This window comes from Bradyrhizobium betae (assembly GCF_008932115.1).
Classification (GTDB): domain Bacteria; phylum Pseudomonadota; class Alphaproteobacteria; order Rhizobiales; family Xanthobacteraceae; genus Bradyrhizobium; species Bradyrhizobium betae.
Window position 1 is genome coordinate 48,115 of record NZ_CP044544.1, and the last position, 15,426, is coordinate 63,540.

Sequence of the window (15,426 nt, forward strand, 5' to 3'; positions counted from 1 at the left end):
CGCATGATCACATTCACAACCGGTGACATCCTCGATGCCGACGCTGATGCGCTGGTGAACACCGTCAATTGCGTCGGCATCATGGGTCGCGGAATTGCGCTGCAATTCAAGAACAAGTTTCCGGGTAACTTCAAGGCCTATGCCGCCGCATGTGATCGCCACGAAGTTCAGCCTGGGAAGATGTTTGTCCACGAGACAGGCAAGCTGTCACCGCGTTATATCATTAACTTTCCGACCAAGCGCCACTGGAAGGGCAAGAGTCGCATCGAAGATATTGAGACGGGTCTCGAGGACCTTGTGCGGGTGATAGGACAATTCAAGATACGCTCCATCGCGATACCGCCGCTTGGCTCCGGGCTGGGTGGACTCGACTGGGACAACGTTCGGCCCAAGATCGTTCAGGCGTTGGAAAATGCCCCTGATGTTGTTGCGATGATCTACGAACCCTCCGGTGCTCCGGATTCCGCCGCACTGGCGCGCAATCGTACGGTGCCCAACATGACGCCCGGTCGCGCCGCACTGGTCATCTTGGTCCAGCGTTACCTAAACGGCCTGATGGACCCGTTTGTTACGCTTCTGGAAGCACATAAGCTCATGTTCTTCATGCAGGAGGCCGGTGAGAATCTGCGCCTAAAGTATCGCAAGGCCAACTACGGACCATACGCTGAAAACTTGCGCCATGTACTCAGCAGCATCGAGGGTCACCTGATTTCCGGCTATTCTGACGGTGGTGACGACCCGACGAAGCGGTTGAGCCTCGTTCCGGGCGCATTCGAAGATGCCGACCGCTTCCTCGAGGATCAGTCCGAGACGCGGCTTCGTTTTGATCGTGTCGCCGAATTGGTCGATGGTTTCGAGACGCCCTACGGACTGGAACTGCTGTCCACAGTATATTGGGTCGCAACGAACGAAGAAGCTCAGAGCCTTTCGGACCTCCAATCCAAACTCTACGCCTGGAATGAGCGAAAGAAGCAGTTCTCTCCCGACCAAATCGCGCTTGCGTTGAAAGTTCTGATCGAAAGAGGATGGGTTGACCGTAAAGTGCATGTTGATCAGCCAAGCCAGCGGTCGGCTGTTGCGGCGGCGTCGTCGTCTGCGATCCAATAAACTTGGAGCGGTGCAAGTCCATACGGACACCATTCTTCCGCGAGAGAGCCACATTAGACCGGTTGCGAGGGCACAGCTGGAACTAGACTTCGTCTTGGACGGCGTGATTAACAAAAGCTGCCAGGCCCTTGAGGCGTGATCCATCGCCCGTATAGGCGATCACCTTCGTTCTGCGCTTGGTTTGTCTTGTTCTCCGAAAGATTCGTGTAGGTCTACCAAGAGGCTTCGCGCTTTCTGCACTCGGTCCATCTCTGCGGAATCAACACCGAGCACTTTGGTCATCGCGGCGAATTCTTGATTCTGCTCATGCGCAGCGGCGGCGAGGATATCACGCACATCGCAGTTCTCGCCCGCCGGCGGCGAGGGCGCCTCACCGAGCGACAGCGTCGTAGGCGACGATGACCGAGTGGCCGCATTCCGTCGGGCGAGTGGGAAAGGCGCGTCCGACAAGTCCGGGGGTTTTACCGACGTCGCCGGAGCGGTGGACTTCTTATTCGGCCGCCGGCCCGGGTTTTTTTTCGGCTGCGAAGCGGCTGGCGGCATGACATTGTTCTGGTCTTCTTGTTGCTCGGGAGCTGGATTGATCGCGCCTCTCAGGGACTCGTCCTGCCAAGCACGCAACCTGGGCAGGACAGGCGGAGAGCCTTTGGCGCGTTCGAAGTAGCCGCGATATGGCTTGTCCAGGTAGTGCCGGATCTTCGTGAGCTCGAACGAGCGCGAGTTCTTTACCATCAAGATCGAGAGGCGCGCGGACATCTCGCGCAGCTCAAGTGCGCTGCGCAGCGGCCGTGGCGTGTAGTGCGGTGACCAGACGCGCGGCGCGAAGATGCCCTGCCCCGGTCTCTGGATCGGTGTCTTGTAAACCTGTGTTGTCTCGCCGAGCATCTCGGATACGAACTCCGACGTGTCGAGATCGTTGATCTGGATGAAAAGCTTAATCTGCGAGCCCGACACAGTCGTCACGCGCGTGTTCTTGCCGTAGAGCTCGTCGAGCTGCGCGATGTCCTGCATCACGATCGCCATGCGGAAGCCGTAGCCCGCACTGATTGTGATCTTCGAGATCAGCGAGTCCATCCGGCCGACATGGTAGAATTCGTCGAGCATCAGCAGAACTTGGTGAGGTTCGTCGTCTCCCGGGATCTTTACCATCATCAGGTCGTGGATCTGCTGGAACAGGATGCGAATGAGCGGCCGGAAGATCGATAGCTCCGCGATGGTGCACCCGATGAAGATCGTCATCGGCTGCCGGCGTAGCTCGCGGATGTCGAAGTCCGACGTCTCGGTCGCCGCCGAGATGAGTCCGTTGTTCCACAGCGACATCGCCATGTTAACGTTGAACACCGCGCTGTTGCGCGTCTCCGGTTCCAAGGCGATGTACTGATTGAAGCTATCGACGACCCATGTCGGCAAATGCTGACGTTCGGTCCGCACTATCGCGCGCAGGACCGATGAAATATCCTTGCCGGTCGTCGTCATCCGCGCGACGGTGCGCATGTGCTGCGCGCTGGCGATCAAAGGCGATGACAGCACGTAGCCGATCAGCGATGACAGTAATAGGCGACCGGCGCCGGCCCACGTGTCGTCGGCTTTCTCCGGAATCACAAAAGAGGCCACTACCAGACAGTCCGTCGCCATGCGCTCGTCGCGGCGCACGAAGTCGAGCGGATTGTAGCGATGCGTGTCGTTTGACCCCGGCGAGAACATGAAGACCTTGTTGCCCATCGCCGCTCGGTGATTGGCCAACGCCTCGAAGTTCTCGCGCTTGGGATCGAAGAACACCGCCGAGCCCTGCCAGAGATAGCCGTTGGGGAGAACAAAGCCGGTGCCCTTCCCCGAGCGCGATGGCCCAACGACCAGGATGTGGGCGGGTTCGTCGGAGCGGATCGTCGCCCCGCCGAGCGTTCCGAGCACAATGCCGCGTTTGGCTGTGAGGCCTTGCTTCGCCGCCTCCATCAATGTGCCAAAGCGCGCGGCGCCGTAGGGCATTTGGCGCCGGTTGACGATGGCGAAGAGCAATCCAGCCAGCCCTAGCGCTCCGACGGTCGCCACGGCGTAGCCAGCGCGGATGAGCGCCTCGACGCGCGTAGGGGCGAACACGAGCCGATCGTAGAAATGCCGCCAGGCAACTAGGAAGAAGTCGGCCGAGCGGTCGGCATTCTGCATCCGGAAGAGAGCCCAACGGGTCGCGCCCTCGCTCGGAAAGCGGCTCGGCGCCCAACGAAGCGCCACGACGACTTCATAGGCCATGCTCCACAGAAGCCAGAAGGCGAGCAGCAGCAAGATCGCGACGCCGATCCTATAGGCGACGACGCGCGCCATGACGGCCTCTCCCTCCGGTGCGCTGCTCCCGCCACTCCGCCATGCGCGAGAAATGCACCGCCGATGTGCCACGCCGTCCGCCGACCTTCGTCTGCTGAATGACGATCGGTAGCACCGACTTGATGTAGGCGACGATCTCGTCGCGGCGCAGGCCGAGCCCGGCCTGCATCACCATCAAGGCGAGTTGCTCGAAGGCACCGGCGGGACTGTCAGCATGCACCGTCGTGACGCTGCCGGGATGGCCGGTGTTGATCGCACGCAGGAACGAGTAGGCCTCGGCGCCGCGGATCTCGCCGAGGAAGATGCGGTCGGGCCGCAGCCGCATTGAGGCCTGCAGCAGCGTCTCCACGGTCACCCGCGCCTCGCCCTGGTCGCCCTTCGAGGCGACGAGCGGCAGGTAGTTCCTCTGGATCGGATTGACCTCGCGCGTGTCCTCGATGGTGATGATGCGCTCCTCTATCGGCACTTCCTTGAGGATCGCATTCAAGAACGTTGTCTTGCCCGAGCTCGTGCCGCCAGACAAAAGGATCGAATAGCGGTTCAGCACCGCAAGGCGGATGAACTCTTCGATCCGGCCGGCGTCGAGATGTTCGCACAGGCGCCCGTCGGTCTCCGACAGCGCCCCCTCCCCCGCTGTTGTCACCTTGTCGAAGGAACCGAGCTTTCGGTAATCATCGAGCCGCATTTCTTTGATGACCTGCTTTCGGATCGCGAATGCGCCGCCCGCTGTCGTCGCCGGCGGCATCACGCCCTGGAAACGTTCGCCTGTCGGCAGCGCGGCCGAGAGCAGCGGATGCTCCTCATTGACGCTCTGGCCCGAGTGACCGGCGACACGTTCAGCGAGATGGCGGATCGCATGCTCGGTGAGACGTGGAACTTCGTGGCGCTCCATCGCCGAACGACCAAAGCGTTCAACCCACACCTCGCCCGGGCCATTGGCGCAGATCTCGACGATCTGGTCGTCGTCAAGCCAGAGGCGGATCGGATCGAGCGCCCGATCAATGAAGACTGTCACGCTTCGCGCCGGTGCGTTCACGCTTCAGCTCCCTCAAGGCTTCCTTGACCGGGTCGGGATAGAGCGCGGAGAAGTCGAGGTCGCGTCGCACGAAGACGATGATCCGTGTCCCCTGATCGAGGTGGATGGTGGGTGGAATGTTGATCGAGTTGCGCAACGCCTCCCGAGCGATGGTGGTGAGGGTCTGCGATACGTTCTGAGCTGCGATCTGCCGCGCCTGCAGGCTCAACTGGTTCTGGTTCAGGCCCGTTTGCGTCTGCGTCACCGCGCCTGTGACGGGATCGGTCGTGGTGATGATCGTGCCGTTGCCGGTGTTGCTGGTGTTCTGGCCGTAGCCGCTCAGAAATTGCGAGACGCCACCGACGAGCGACAGCATGATCGCGGAGCCGAAGCGCTCTAGATAATGGTTGTCGACGAATCCGGCATTGCCGGCGCGGCCGAGATCATCCGTCCCGTTCGAGCCGAGCTGAACGGAGACCCCGTCGGATCGCAGCATGCGCGTCCACACCACGAAGACGCGGGTCTGCCCTTGCGCGATCCCTGACTTGTATTCGCCGACGAGGCGGCTGCCGGCCGGGATCAGCACACGGCGGCCATCGAAGGACCAGACGTTCTCGCTGACGACCGCCCGGACCATGCCGGGCAGATCGCTCTGGAGCGCCGTCTCCAATACGCCGCGGATCATCGTGCCTTGAGCGACCAGCGCATCGATCCGGCTGTTCTTGGTGGCGCGCGATACCTCGACGCCTGCTGCCGAGACCGAGGCCAGAAATCGGCGATTGGGATCGTCGTCCGCGCCCGCCGCCGCACTGCTGGCGTTCTCGGCGTTTCCAGCGGCCGAGGCCGCTGCGTTATCGGTGATCACCTGGGGTGCGCGCAAGCGTTCCCATTTCCGCCGCTCTTCCTCCTGGCGCTGTCGTTCGAGTTCGGCGAGACGACGCGCCTCGTCGTCATTGGGCGGCGCCGCTGCCAGCGGCGGTTCAGGTGGCGGAGGCGCTGGCAGCGCCAAGGGAGGGGCAACCGGAGGGGGCGGTGGGGCAGATTCCGGTGGCGCCCGCGGGATGACGATGGTGCCCTGGTTGGTTTGCGTCCGCGGTCCCGCCAGCGAGGGCGCCGGAAACTGCGTCGTCGTGAACTCCTCCTTGTCGGGCGTCGTCAGCGTGGGCGCGCGCCGCGCCACCGAGTCGTAGATCATCCAGGCGGCGACCAGCAGCGCGCCGATCGGAACCCCGAGCTTCAGGAAGCTGCCGAGCGCGGTGCGGCCACGCGCGACGGAGGTGGCCGCCGCCGCTTCGAGTTCGAATGAGCGATAGTCGTGGGCGCTCGGCATTGCGCGTCAACCTCCCAGAGTCGTGGCCGAGCCCACACGCCGCGGCGCATAGGGTTCGAGTCCGTTCGGTTCATGCACGTTGGTCAGACGGCGATTGAAGACGCAGGTCGATTCCTGGCCGTTGCGCAACGTCCATTGCGGCGAGACCTTGTCGACGATGACGTAAGGTCCCTCGGTCCGGAAATTGACGAGGCTCTCGTTGCGTTCGCCATCGACGATGTAGATCGTCGGCGTCTCGCCCTCGAAGCGGAACCAGGTCTTGGTGCCGTCATCGAACACCGCAACCGGCTTGTTCACCGACGATCCCTTGTAGCCGTAATCGCTGTTGGCGTTGGCGATATTGAGGTCTTTGAGGTTCGGATTGGCGGCGCGCTCCTTCGCTTCGGCCAGGAGCCTGGCGCTCGCCTCATCATCCGGAAACCGGAATCGGACCGCGTAGATCTGTCCGCCCGGCGGCCGCGTGTTCGAGCGCAACAGGAACGAGTAGATGCGCTTGTCGGTGACGACGTTGAGATTCGACTGGGCGTTCTTCTCGACCGGCTTGACGAAGATGATGTCGCCCTTGCGGTTCGGCTCTACCTTCCATGCAATCGAATCGCCGAGCGCCAGCGTTTCGATTTTCTCATCGGATTGCAGCTCGATCATCGTCGAGGTGCCATAGCTGGCATCGATCGCGGTGACGTTGTCCTTGTTATAGATGACGTCCCGCACCCGCGTATCGACGCGACCCGGCCGTGGCAACGCCTCTGCGAAGGCGGTGCCGGCGGTGATGCAGAGTACGACAGTTAACGCGACACAACCCCTGATCATTGCTGCGCCCCTGCGGTGCCCGGCGACGGCGCGGTTTCCTGATCGCGGCGATACTCGAGGACCTGGAAGCCGAGGGGGTTGTCGAACCGCCATTCGTTGCGCATCGGAGCGGAGGTATAGCGGAAGCGCACCAGCGACACCCAGTTGCGGGTGATGATGTTGGTCGAGGATTTCTCCTCGGTGGAGAAACGCGCGAGCGCCGTGCGGTTGTTCGGGAAGGTCACGGACTTGATGTTGACCGAAATCACGGTATTCGAACCGAAGACTTTCACAGGGTTGTTGGGGTTGGCGGGCGAATAGATTTCGGTCAGTTCGCGGCTTGCATCCCCACTCGCCAGCAGTTGCGCCAGATTGAAGTTGTCCTTGAGAGCCTTCGGATCATAGGTCTCCCGCGCCTTGATGTAGCGAACGACATTGAAGGTCGTCACCGCTTCGTCTTGGCTCAGCGGGCCCTCGGCCATCGGGCGCTTGATTTCGACAAAGCCGGTGGTCTTGTCGACGACCACCATATACGGCTCATAGGTCTTGAGCGGCACCAGCAAGGCCAGCGTGCCAAGCGCGCCGACGGCTACGATCGTCATCACCGCGGCGACGATCCAGGCGAGCGCCCGGGAATTACGGTTGCGGCGCGCGATATCGCGCTCCCATGTCGCGCCGTCGGCATAATAACGCGGATCGACCCGCGTGGGCTCCGCAGCGGTCGTGTCCGTCATGGCCGGTTTCCTCCACTCGCCGTCGGCAGCACGCCGGGATTGCGGAGCTGGTCGGCCAGACGCCGGAATTCCGCCGACTGCGCCCAAGAGGCGGCGCGCAAGCCAACACGCGCGCGTTGGCGGGACGCCACCTCCTCACGACGCGACATCGAGGCAGGATTGAGCGGGTTGCGGAAAGCAAGCCTGGCCCGGTTTGCGGCCGCGCCGAGCCGATAGCCGGTTGCGGTCGCCAGCACGGCGCCGATGCGCGGTGCGAAGATCGGAACGCCGCCGGCGATCGCCGCCGCCATATTGTTGATCTGGCTGAGCAGCAGAATGCCGATGATCGCGAGCAGCACGACCGGGCCGATGGTCGCCCAGGTCGCGGACTTGGAATTGGCGACGCCGTTGAGCGTATCGATCGTCTGCTGGATCAGCGAGACATAGAAGGCGAGGAACGCATAGACGAGGACCTGCACCAGGAAATACTGCACCAGCGCGCTGAGCCAGCCGCTGAAGAATCGTGTCGTCACGCCGAACAGCAGCAGGATGATGAACAGGGGAGCCAACGCCAGCAGCAACCACATGAACATCTTCGACAGGACGATGAGAAAGATCGCAAAGCCGATCAGCACCGCCATCACGACGTAGAACACAGCGGCAAAGATGTAGGGCCCCCAATTGGTGATGCCGGCGTTCTGAAGGAACGCTTCGGTCGCGCTGTTGGTTGTGTCCCACATGTTCTGCAGAGCCGACTGCACGCCATTCACCGACGTCAGATTCACGGACGTGCCGGTGTTGTTGGCCGTTGTGACGGCGCTGAGCAGCGCGTTGCCGATGGCGGAGGGACCGTCGTTGAGAAAGTTATACGCCAGCGTCTGGAAGTCGCCCCACTTCGTGGCCATCGCGTAGATCAGCATCGCGCGAAACAGGCGAAACGCATGGTCAGCGGGACCGCCCGTCGCGGTGCCTTGCCAGATGCCGACACCCCAGAAGATCACGTAGAGCGTGAGCAGCAAGCCGGCGACGCTGGTCGCGCCGCCCGAGGTCGCCGCGTTTGCCAAGGCCTGGTAGGCGGTCGATACATAGTTCTGACCGAGCTGGTCGACCGATTGAAGAAGCGAGGTAATGCTGAAGCTGTTTCCCATTGTTTCTCTCAGATCGGCCGCATCGGGCCGCAGCGGTCGAACCTTTTCAGAGCATCAGCCTCGGCAGGCGGCATCGCGTCTGAATAGGCGAGCGGCGCTCCGCCCTCATCCGGCGAGCAAGGCGCTTTTAGGGGTTTGTAGGCGCAGCCCGCGAGCAACGTCGCCATCAGCGTCATGAACGCAAACGAAGTGATCAGCTTCATTGCGCTGGCGCCTTCGGCTGCGTGAACGTCATCGCTCGCGAAGCGGCCTTTGCTGGCTCGTCCGGCGCGCTGGTTGCGCTGACGCCCGCTGCCGGTGCCGGCGCGCGGTTGAAGCTATAGCGAGCGATGACGACGATAGCGATCGCGACGATGGCGATAAGGATGGCAATACGTTTGGACAAGCTTCGCTCTCCCGCTCGGCTTACTGCTGTGTGAACTTCATGGCGCGGGCGGCGGACGATTCCGCCGCGATGCGATCGAGATTGGCCTGATTGGCGGCGGCCGCCGCATTGTTGACCACGCCATTCAGCTCATTGATCGTTTGCCCGGTCTGTATCTGGACTTGCGTGTTCTGGTCGACGCTACCCTTGAGGTCCTGCGCCTTCCCAATCTGTTGGCCGCCTTGCGTGAAGGCAGACGATCGCTGCTGTACCGCGCTCTGGGTCGAGTTGATCAGTCCGGAGAGGGTCGCGGCAACGTTGACCGAATTCTTGTAGGCGGTATCGGCCGGATGGGTCTGGCCGCTGACGAGACCCGTGATGGTCTGCACCAACTGCAGGCCGTTGATGAGGCTCGACACGATGTTTTGAGATGCCGATCCCATACCCGCGAACGACAGGGCCCCGCCGGAGATAACCGACCCCAGGGAGGGCGCCTGCGCCATCGAGAAGCCGCCGCCGAGCGCCATCTGCGCGAGCGTGCCTTGCGCCTGGGATGAGCGATCGCCGGTAACAGCCTGCAAGGTCTTCTGCGTGAACTGGAGGATCTGTTGATCCGCGGTGAGGATCTGCTGCGTGCTGGTCGCGATCTGCTGCGCCTTCGCGAGGTTCGCGTTGTCGAGGACTGGCACCTGCGCCATCGCCGGCGGCGACCCTGCGAGAGCCAATGTCCACACGGCGAGCACGAACATCCAGCGCATTGGAGTCTTCCTATCGGCTGTTGGCGGAAATCGCGGCAAGCGCCGCTGTCACGTCGGCGACCGTCAACGCTGCGTTCACGCCGACATTGCCGGCGCTGGCAGCATTCTGCGCCTGGGCGAGGTAGAAGATGACGTTGCCATCAGTGTCGACGTAGCGCGCGCTGACGCAAGACGGATCAGGCGATGAACCGGGCGGCGTTGTCGAGCAGGCCGTCGGCGTCCGACAAGGATTGCTTGCCGTTCCCGACCCGGTCATGCCGACGGGGCAGACCGGGCCTGAGGTCACTGGCGCGGGGCTGGCCGTTGCGCGCATGCCGAGCGCCGACCGGCTCATGTCGCTCGTCATTGCCAAGTTCAACGCGTTGAGCGCGGTCACCCAGAGATTGGCCGAGCCGATTGCGCTGTTCCAGGCGAGGTTGTTTTGCAGCCGCGCCGCGCTGTTCATGTCGATCGCGGCCATCACCGTCGGCGCCGTTCCGACCTGCTGGCCGGCTGCCTTGAATGCCGATTGGGCCGCCGTCATTGTCGAGCCGCTGGCGCCAAGCCCCGCCACCACGTCTCCGCTCGACTTGAACAGGGTCTGGCTGTTGAGCGCCGCACCCTGGGCGGATGGATCGGGCGTCGCCGGCAGGTCGGGACCGTAGGTCTGGATCGCTTGGCTGCCAGCGCCGCTTTGCGGCTGCACGGTGGGATTGGTGATGGTCGCCTTCTTGCCGGTCGTCACAGCGCATTTGACGCCGCTATTGGCGTCCTGCCGTTGCGTCGTCACCGGCACGAGCTTCACGGTCGTGCTGGCGGTCTGCGAGCGCTGCGTCAACTGCGCGGCGTCGTCGACGGGGATGTCCGCGAGCGCGGGAGCGACGCCGCACAAGAGCATCGCAGTGGTGATCGCGATTGGGAGCTTCATGCCTCGCTCCTTCCCATGAAGATCGGCAGCCATACGGCGGGGTCGTCGCCGACGCGCGCGCGCAGCGCGTCGAGCTCCGCAACCGTCTCGGTGCGCCCGGACAGGACCTTGATGAGGTCGGGCATGCTGGCGAGATTGAGCCGTGCCACGACGCTGTCGCGGCCGTGCTTGATCAGGAACGAGCGGCTCTCCGGGACCGTGCCGCGGATCCAGGCGACCTCGCGTCCGGAGAGGCGAAAGGCTTTCTGGTAGCTCTCGTCGTCGGCTTTCGGATTCGGAAAGAAGATGTTCGTGCTCGTCTGCTCGATCAGCGTGTTCGACGCCTTCGATCGCACGATGTCGGCTGCTGACTGCGTGCCGAACCCGACGATGCCGTTCTGCTTGCGGATCGTCTTGAGCTTGTCGCGGATGAAGAACGCGAAGACGTCGTCGTCGAGGAGCCGCCATCCCTCGTCGAGGAAGATCATTACGGGATCGCCGGTGAGGAGCTCCTCCGTCCGGTGAAAGATGTACATCAGCGCCGCGGTTCGGATCGCCGGATCGTCCAACACCCGCGTCATGTCGAATCCGAACACGCTCGACAACGAGAACTGATCCTCCTCGTTGTTGAACAGCCAACCCCGCTGGTCGGGGCGCATCCAGCTTTCGAGGCGTGCCAGCAGATCGCCCTCCCCTGCCCTGATGCGCCCTCGCAACAGAGTCGAGAAGGCTTTCAGGGTGCGGCCCGCCGGGCCGCCGGTGAGCGCCGCGGCAATCGCGTTGCGGATCACCTGCTCCTCGGACGCGGTCAGGTCCGCGCCGTTCGCAGGCCGCAGCATGAAGGCGAACAGCTGGTAGAGGAATTCGCGGTTGGGCGCGCTGTCGGGCAATGACAGCGGGTTGAAGCCGGTCGGCTCGCCCGGCACCAAGGTCTCATACTGGCCGCCGAGCGCCCGGATGAAGATCTCGGCGCCGCGATCCTTGTCGACGAACAGCAGTTTCGGTCGCGGCTGAACGCGCTGCGTCTGCGCCGCGATGAAGGAGAGGAAGACCGTCTTTCCAGATCCGGTCGGGCCGACCACGGTGAAGTTGCCGATGTCGCGGACGTGGTGGTTGTAATAATAAGCCGTCTGCGAGGTCGTCTCGAAGACCGAGATCGCGGGCCCCCAGTGGTTGCCGTCCGGCCGGCCGCTCGGATAGTTGTGCAGCGAGGTGAAGCCGGCGAAATTCTTCGAGGAGATCACGGCCTTGCGGGCGATGTATTGGAAATTGCCGGGAAGCTGCGCCCAAAACGCGGGCTCGCAATTCAGGTCTTCCCGGGTCCAGATCACCGAGCGATCGGTCAACGCCGCGCCGACCGCGGTGACGGCCGCCCCCACCTCGGGCAGATCGCGGCCGAGGCACATAACCGTCATGTGGTGCTCGCCGTAGATCGCCTCCGAGGCGAGCAGCTCGTCACGCGCGCCGTCGAGATGCTCGGCGACGATGGAGCCGGCCTCGTCCGACATGTCGACCTGGCGCGAGACGCGGTCGATCTGCTTGGCTGCCTCGGGCCGATCGACGATGGCGAAGGTCTGCGTCGCGATAAACTCGTGCGGCACGCGCAAGAGATTGTCGAAGGAGCCCGGTCCGGTCTGCGCCGGGTAATCGCGTATCGACACCATGGCGCCGAAGCGCGTGTCCTGCGGTCCCGCGCCCCGGATTTCGATGGCGTTGCGGCCGAAGAAGATGCGCTTCATCGACAGCGCATCGGCGATGTTCATGCGCGGCAGATGCATCGGGCGAGGGAGGCCACCGTTGATGAGCTGCACCAGGAACTCCAGCGGCTCGGAGAACCACACCCCCTCCCGCCGCACCACCCCCAGCTGGCGGGCGCCGTATCCGGCCAGGTTTTCGCGGACTGCCGTCGCGGCGTCGCGAAGCTCCGTCAGGGCGGTTTGCACGGCGACCGACTCGCCGGCCTCGTCCTTGCGGCCGAGCAGCCTGGTGAGCATCACGTCGAAGGTGCCGGCCTGCCCCTGCAGAGGGCGGCGCACGATGGTCAGGTAGATATCGTTGACGAACATGCGCCGCTGCGAAAGCGCCGCGTCGTAGCGCTCGTCGAGTTCGCGGCAGAGCGGATTGTCGAAGGTCGATTCGATGCGGGGCTGCACCTCCCGCCGCACGATGTGGGCCGCGAGCGCGAACCGGGAGTTGGCGAGCGTGCGAATGACGTCGTTGCGGCCCAGCAGGCGCGCGTTGACCTCGCTCATGTCGGACGTCTCGAACGAATACCCGTCGAGTTTGAGGATGGTGAGGACGAGACCGTCGCGGGTCTTGATGATGTTGTCGTCGACGTGGCGCGTATAGGGCACGTGCGACGCCACGGGGCGCTCGCGCCGCGACACGCCGCCGTAGGTCAGTTCATCGAGCAGAGCACGCGCGACCATGCCGTTTCCTCACGCAGAGTAGCTGTCCGCGGCCCAGAAGGCGCGCGACCGGGGCGGACATTTGGTGGATTTGACGAAGAGGATTTCGAAGATGCGGTCGTCCCGCAGCGTCATGACGAAGCCGAACAGGTGCAGCGGGATCGCCACCAGCAGCATGAAGAGATTGTGAGAGATCAAGAAGCACACGCTCGAAACCACGCCGTTGAACATGAAATACATGTACGGGACGCCCATCAGCGTCGGCGCGCGCGTCAACGCCTTGACGAGCGGCGTGATCAGCGGTTCCTCGAGGTCGTCTTCTGTCATTGCCCGACCGCCGATTGGAAGAACTGGACGATTTGCGCTGAGCCGAACACCAGCACGATGCCGAAGATGACGCTGCCGGCGATGCCCCAGGTCAGTCGACCGGACCAGGCGAAGAAACCGCAGGCGATGACGGCAAGTGTCGCAAGCGCGGTCGCTATCGGCCCGGTCAGCGCCGACACCAGTTGCGTCAACGTCGACTGCACCGGTTGCAGCGTTCCGCCGCTGGACTGCGCTGACGCGTCGGCGATGCCCATCATCAAGAGCGTCCCGGCGATGGGCCAACGCGACATCGATCTCCTCATCCGATCCTCCGTTTCAGTCGACATGCATGACAAACCCGTCGTTCCAGCGCGCCTGCGGCGCGGCTTTCGTCGGCGAAGCCGCGGTGGCGCTTTGCGCTCCCGGCTCGATCAGATCCGGCTCGCCCATCGGGCTCCGCTCATCGCGGCGGCCTCGGCCGCGTGGCCCGGGCCAGACGTAGAAGTCGTTGATGACCTGCGCCACGAAGCGCACGGTTTCGGGAAAGGGAGGGACGCCGCGGCTCTCTTCCACCGCGCCCTCGCCGGCGTTGTAGGCGGCGAGGATGAAGAGCGGATTCCGGTATTTCTCATGCAGGGCGCGCAGAAAGCGAACCCCGCCTCGGACATTGTCGGCGGGGTCGCAGAGGTTCACCTTGAAGCGTCGTGCCGTCTCCGGCTTCAACTGCATCAGCCCGAACGCGCCTTTGTCCGAGAGGGCGATCGAATTGAAGTGGCTTTCGTTCTTGGCGACCGCCTGGACGAAGTCGGGATAAAAATTCTCCTCCGTGGCAATGCGCACGACGAGGACGCGCGCGTCGTCCGGCGTTATCGCTTTGACGCCCGCGCAGGGCGCGGCGGCGGCGAAGGCGCTGTCGATGCGTTCGATCGAATCCGGGGCTGACTCAATCGGCAGCACCCTGCCCGAGGCATCGACGGCAGCCAGGCGGGCCGGCTTCCCGGCATCCTGCGCATGGGCGCAGCCGAGAGCCGCCAGGACGCTGAACCCGATCGCCGTAATGCGAATCGACATGCCACCCGCCTCCATTTTCCAATAGACAATATATTAGATATTGATGCCTTGGCAACAGGATAAGCGATGCGTCCCCTGCTCTCACGTCCGGAGGATGGATGAAGCGTAGTGCAGCTCTGTTGGTGGCCGTCGGCCTGTTGTGCGCGCGTGGCGCCGAACGTGCGCACGCGCAGGATGCGTCGTTTGGGTGCAAGGTCTTGCTGTGCGCGGCGGCGAGCGCGCCCGGCTGGTCGGGCATCCCCTATTGCGTGCCGGTTATGCAGATCCTGTTCCGCCAGTTGGCGAAGGGGGGCGGCTGGCCATCCTGTTCTGAGGGCAATGCCAGCGGTGTTGGCTACGAGCCCTATCAGGCGTGCCCGACTGGGTTGACACCGGTCCAGTCAGGGTCGGACGGCCGGGTTGGCGTCTCCGCCGCGCCCAATGGGAATCTCTGCGCCGATCTCTCGAAGCCGCAGCAGGTCTGTTCTGGCGGCGATGGTGGCTGCGCCACGACCTATCCCACATCGGCGCGAGATTCGCGCAGCGATCCCTACTTCGTCGACATCAACTCGGCGAATGGCGCGCAGCGCTTCTACTTCTCCCTGCAGGGCTATTGAGATGAGACGCTTCCACGTCTTCGCCGGAATTGTCGCGCCGTGGCTCACGCTCAACGCGGCGTTCGCGGAAGCGCCAGCCTCCCGCTGGTTTCCGGTGCCGGCGAGCGCGCGCTACCTCACCGGCGACAGTTGGTCTGACGCAGGCGTCACCTACCGACTGTACGGTGTGCAGTCCTGCCTTCGCGGTACGCGCTTCACCAACGCACACGGCCTCGCGCGCGATTGCGGCGAGGCCTCGCTTGCGATGCTGGTGGCTCTCACCCGCGACCTGCGGCCGCAGTGCTACGACGCCGCCGAGCAGCCGGAGACCAAGACCGTCTTCGTCTTCTGTGTCGCGACCCGCGTGATCGGGGCGGGCGCGGGATCGCGGATCGATCTCGGCACGGCCTTGATCGCGACCGGATTCGCCTTCGCAGCCTTGAAGCCGGACGGTCAGCCTGTCCACGAGCCCTATTTCGTCGCTCAACTCGTTGCGCAGCGCGCCAAGGCCGGCCTGTGGGCATTTGCTGACCTGCCCGAGCCCAACGCCATCATTCTGCGCGCGCTTCACGAGCAGGCGGGGCAGCCGACGCAACCGCAATCTTCCGCAGAGTCCCGCCAGCACCAGCAATGAAGG

The 15,426-nt window shown here is 63.6% G+C and carries 17 protein-coding genes; 3 read left to right on the forward strand and 14 right to left on the reverse strand.

The features are described 5' to 3' along the window. Positions 1–3 precede the first annotated feature (3 nt). Positions 4–1,107 carry a type II toxin-antitoxin system antitoxin DNA ADP-ribosyl glycohydrolase DarG gene (darG, locus tag F8237_RS34640; protein WP_151650792.1) on the forward strand — a complete coding sequence of 368 codons (1,104 nt, stop codon included), beginning with the start codon at positions 4–6 and terminating at the stop codon, positions 1,105–1,107. A 159-nt stretch (positions 1,108–1,266) separates the two neighbouring features. On the opposite strand, the gene F8237_RS34645 is transcribed toward darG, so the two are convergent. The 14 genes from F8237_RS34645 to F8237_RS34710 are packed head-to-tail and all read right to left on the reverse strand — an operon-like array spanning position 1,267 to position 14,214. Further along, complete coding sequence (locus tag F8237_RS34645; protein ID WP_151650793.1) at positions 1,267–3,426, reverse strand: type IV secretory system conjugative DNA transfer family protein; 2,160 nt, start codon at positions 3,424–3,426, stop codon at positions 1,267–1,269. Continuing rightward, positions 3,404–4,462, reverse strand: coding sequence for a P-type DNA transfer ATPase VirB11 (virB11, locus tag F8237_RS34650; protein ID WP_151650794.1), 1,059 nt, complete (start codon positions 4,460–4,462; stop codon positions 3,404–3,406). The genes F8237_RS34645 and virB11 overlap by 23 nt, the downstream gene beginning before the upstream one ends. After that, on the reverse strand, positions 4,425–5,771 hold the full coding sequence (virB10, locus tag F8237_RS34655; RefSeq protein WP_151650795.1) for a type IV secretion system protein VirB10: 1,347 nt from the start codon (positions 5,769–5,771) through the stop codon (positions 4,425–4,427). Before virB10 ends, virB11 begins: the two co-directional genes overlap by 38 nt. Positions 5,772–5,777: 6 nt before the next feature. Continuing rightward, positions 5,778–6,581 carry a P-type conjugative transfer protein VirB9 gene (gene virB9 / locus F8237_RS34660; protein ID WP_151650796.1) on the reverse strand — a complete coding sequence of 268 codons (804 nt, stop codon included), beginning with the start codon at positions 6,579–6,581 and terminating at the stop codon, positions 5,778–5,780. Next, the gene (locus F8237_RS34665; RefSeq protein ID WP_151650797.1) at positions 6,578–7,294 is read right to left on the reverse strand and encodes a VirB8 family type IV secretion system protein; all 717 of its coding nucleotides are present in this window, start codon (positions 7,292–7,294) and stop codon (positions 6,578–6,580) included. Before F8237_RS34665 ends, virB9 begins: the two co-directional genes overlap by 4 nt. Further along, the gene (locus F8237_RS34670; RefSeq protein ID WP_151650798.1) at positions 7,291–8,421 is read right to left on the reverse strand and encodes a TrbL/VirB6 family protein; all 1,131 of its coding nucleotides are present in this window, start codon (positions 8,419–8,421) and stop codon (positions 7,291–7,293) included. The genes F8237_RS34665 and F8237_RS34670 overlap by 4 nt, the downstream gene beginning before the upstream one ends. An 8-nt stretch (positions 8,422–8,429) precedes the next feature. Further along, the gene (locus tag F8237_RS34675; RefSeq protein WP_151650799.1) at positions 8,430–8,624 is read right to left on the reverse strand and encodes a hypothetical protein; all 195 of its coding nucleotides are present in this window, start codon (positions 8,622–8,624) and stop codon (positions 8,430–8,432) included. Beyond that, a complete protein-coding gene (locus F8237_RS34680) occupies positions 8,621–8,806 on the reverse strand; it encodes a hypothetical protein (protein WP_244626186.1) in 186 nt (61 codons plus the stop codon). The genes F8237_RS34675 and F8237_RS34680 overlap by 4 nt, the downstream gene beginning before the upstream one ends. A 20-nt stretch (positions 8,807–8,826) precedes the next feature. Beyond that, on the reverse strand, positions 8,827–9,543 hold the full coding sequence (locus F8237_RS34685; RefSeq protein WP_151650801.1) for a type IV secretion system protein: 717 nt from the start codon (positions 9,541–9,543) through the stop codon (positions 8,827–8,829). Between the two features lie 10 nt (positions 9,544–9,553). Continuing rightward, positions 9,554–10,450 carry a hypothetical protein gene (locus tag F8237_RS34690; protein ID WP_151650802.1) on the reverse strand — a complete coding sequence of 299 codons (897 nt, stop codon included), beginning with the start codon at positions 10,448–10,450 and terminating at the stop codon, positions 9,554–9,556. Then, on the reverse strand, positions 10,447–12,858 hold the full coding sequence (locus F8237_RS34695) for a VirB4 family type IV secretion/conjugal transfer ATPase (protein ID WP_151650803.1): 2,412 nt from the start codon (positions 12,856–12,858) through the stop codon (positions 10,447–10,449). The genes F8237_RS34690 and F8237_RS34695 overlap by 4 nt, the downstream gene beginning before the upstream one ends. Positions 12,859–12,867: 9 nt before the next feature. Continuing rightward, on the reverse strand, positions 12,868–13,164 hold the full coding sequence (locus F8237_RS34700) for a VirB3 family type IV secretion system protein (RefSeq protein WP_002719027.1): 297 nt from the start codon (positions 13,162–13,164) through the stop codon (positions 12,868–12,870). After that, complete coding sequence (locus F8237_RS34705) at positions 13,161–13,466, reverse strand: TrbC/VirB2 family type IV secretion system protein (protein WP_002719028.1); 306 nt, start codon at positions 13,464–13,466, stop codon at positions 13,161–13,163. Before F8237_RS34705 ends, F8237_RS34700 begins: the two co-directional genes overlap by 4 nt. 13 nt (positions 13,467–13,479) lie before the next feature. Continuing rightward, a complete protein-coding gene (locus F8237_RS34710) occupies positions 13,480–14,214 on the reverse strand; it encodes a lytic transglycosylase domain-containing protein (RefSeq protein ID WP_002719029.1) in 735 nt (244 codons plus the stop codon). A gap of 98 nt (positions 14,215–14,312) precedes the next feature. Between F8237_RS34710 and F8237_RS34715 the strand changes: the two genes are divergently transcribed. Then, complete coding sequence (locus F8237_RS34715) at positions 14,313–14,810, forward strand: hypothetical protein (RefSeq protein ID WP_002719030.1); 498 nt, start codon at positions 14,313–14,315, stop codon at positions 14,808–14,810. A 1-nt stretch (position 14,811) separates the two neighbouring features. After that, positions 14,812–15,423 carry a thermonuclease family protein gene (locus F8237_RS34720; protein WP_002719031.1) on the forward strand — a complete coding sequence of 204 codons (612 nt, stop codon included), beginning with the start codon at positions 14,812–14,814 and terminating at the stop codon, positions 15,421–15,423. Positions 15,424–15,426: the final 3 nt, after the last annotated feature.

What these genes read in the sequence shown, in the direction of transcription:
- darG (WP_151650792.1), top strand. Translation starts at nt 4, where the DNA reads ATGATCACATTCACAACCGGTGACATCCTCGATGCCGACGCTGATGCG.
- F8237_RS34645 (WP_151650793.1), bottom strand. Translation starts at nt 3,426, where the DNA reads ATGGCGCGCGTCGTCGCCTATAGGATCGGCGTCGCGATCTTGCTGCTG.
- virB10 (WP_151650795.1), bottom strand. Translation starts at nt 5,771, where the DNA reads ATGCCGAGCGCCCACGACTATCGCTCATTCGAACTCGAAGCGGCGGCG.
- virB9 (WP_151650796.1), bottom strand. Translation starts at nt 6,581, where the DNA reads ATGATCAGGGGTTGTGTCGCGTTAACTGTCGTACTCTGCATCACCGCC.
- F8237_RS34665 (WP_151650797.1), bottom strand. Translation starts at nt 7,294, where the DNA reads ATGACGGACACGACCGCTGCGGAGCCCACGCGGGTCGATCCGCGTTAT.
- F8237_RS34670 (WP_151650798.1), bottom strand. Translation starts at nt 8,421, where the DNA reads ATGGGAAACAGCTTCAGCATTACCTCGCTTCTTCAATCGGTCGACCAG.
- F8237_RS34675 (WP_151650799.1), bottom strand. Translation starts at nt 8,624, where the DNA reads ATGAAGCTGATCACTTCGTTTGCGTTCATGACGCTGATGGCGACGTTG.
- F8237_RS34685 (WP_151650801.1), bottom strand. Translation starts at nt 9,543, where the DNA reads ATGCGCTGGATGTTCGTGCTCGCCGTGTGGACATTGGCTCTCGCAGGG.
- F8237_RS34690 (WP_151650802.1), bottom strand. Translation starts at nt 10,450, where the DNA reads ATGAAGCTCCCAATCGCGATCACCACTGCGATGCTCTTGTGCGGCGTC.
- F8237_RS34695 (WP_151650803.1), bottom strand. Translation starts at nt 12,858, where the DNA reads ATGGTCGCGCGTGCTCTGCTCGATGAACTGACCTACGGCGGCGTGTCG.
- F8237_RS34700 (WP_002719027.1), bottom strand. Translation starts at nt 13,164, where the DNA reads ATGACAGAAGACGACCTCGAGGAACCGCTGATCACGCCGCTCGTCAAG.
- F8237_RS34705 (WP_002719028.1), bottom strand. Translation starts at nt 13,466, where the DNA reads ATGAGGAGATCGATGTCGCGTTGGCCCATCGCCGGGACGCTCTTGATG.
- F8237_RS34710 (WP_002719029.1), bottom strand. Translation starts at nt 14,214, where the DNA reads ATGTCGATTCGCATTACGGCGATCGGGTTCAGCGTCCTGGCGGCTCTC.
- F8237_RS34715 (WP_002719030.1), top strand. Translation starts at nt 14,313, where the DNA reads ATGAAGCGTAGTGCAGCTCTGTTGGTGGCCGTCGGCCTGTTGTGCGCG.
- F8237_RS34720 (WP_002719031.1), top strand. Translation starts at nt 14,812, where the DNA reads ATGAGACGCTTCCACGTCTTCGCCGGAATTGTCGCGCCGTGGCTCACG.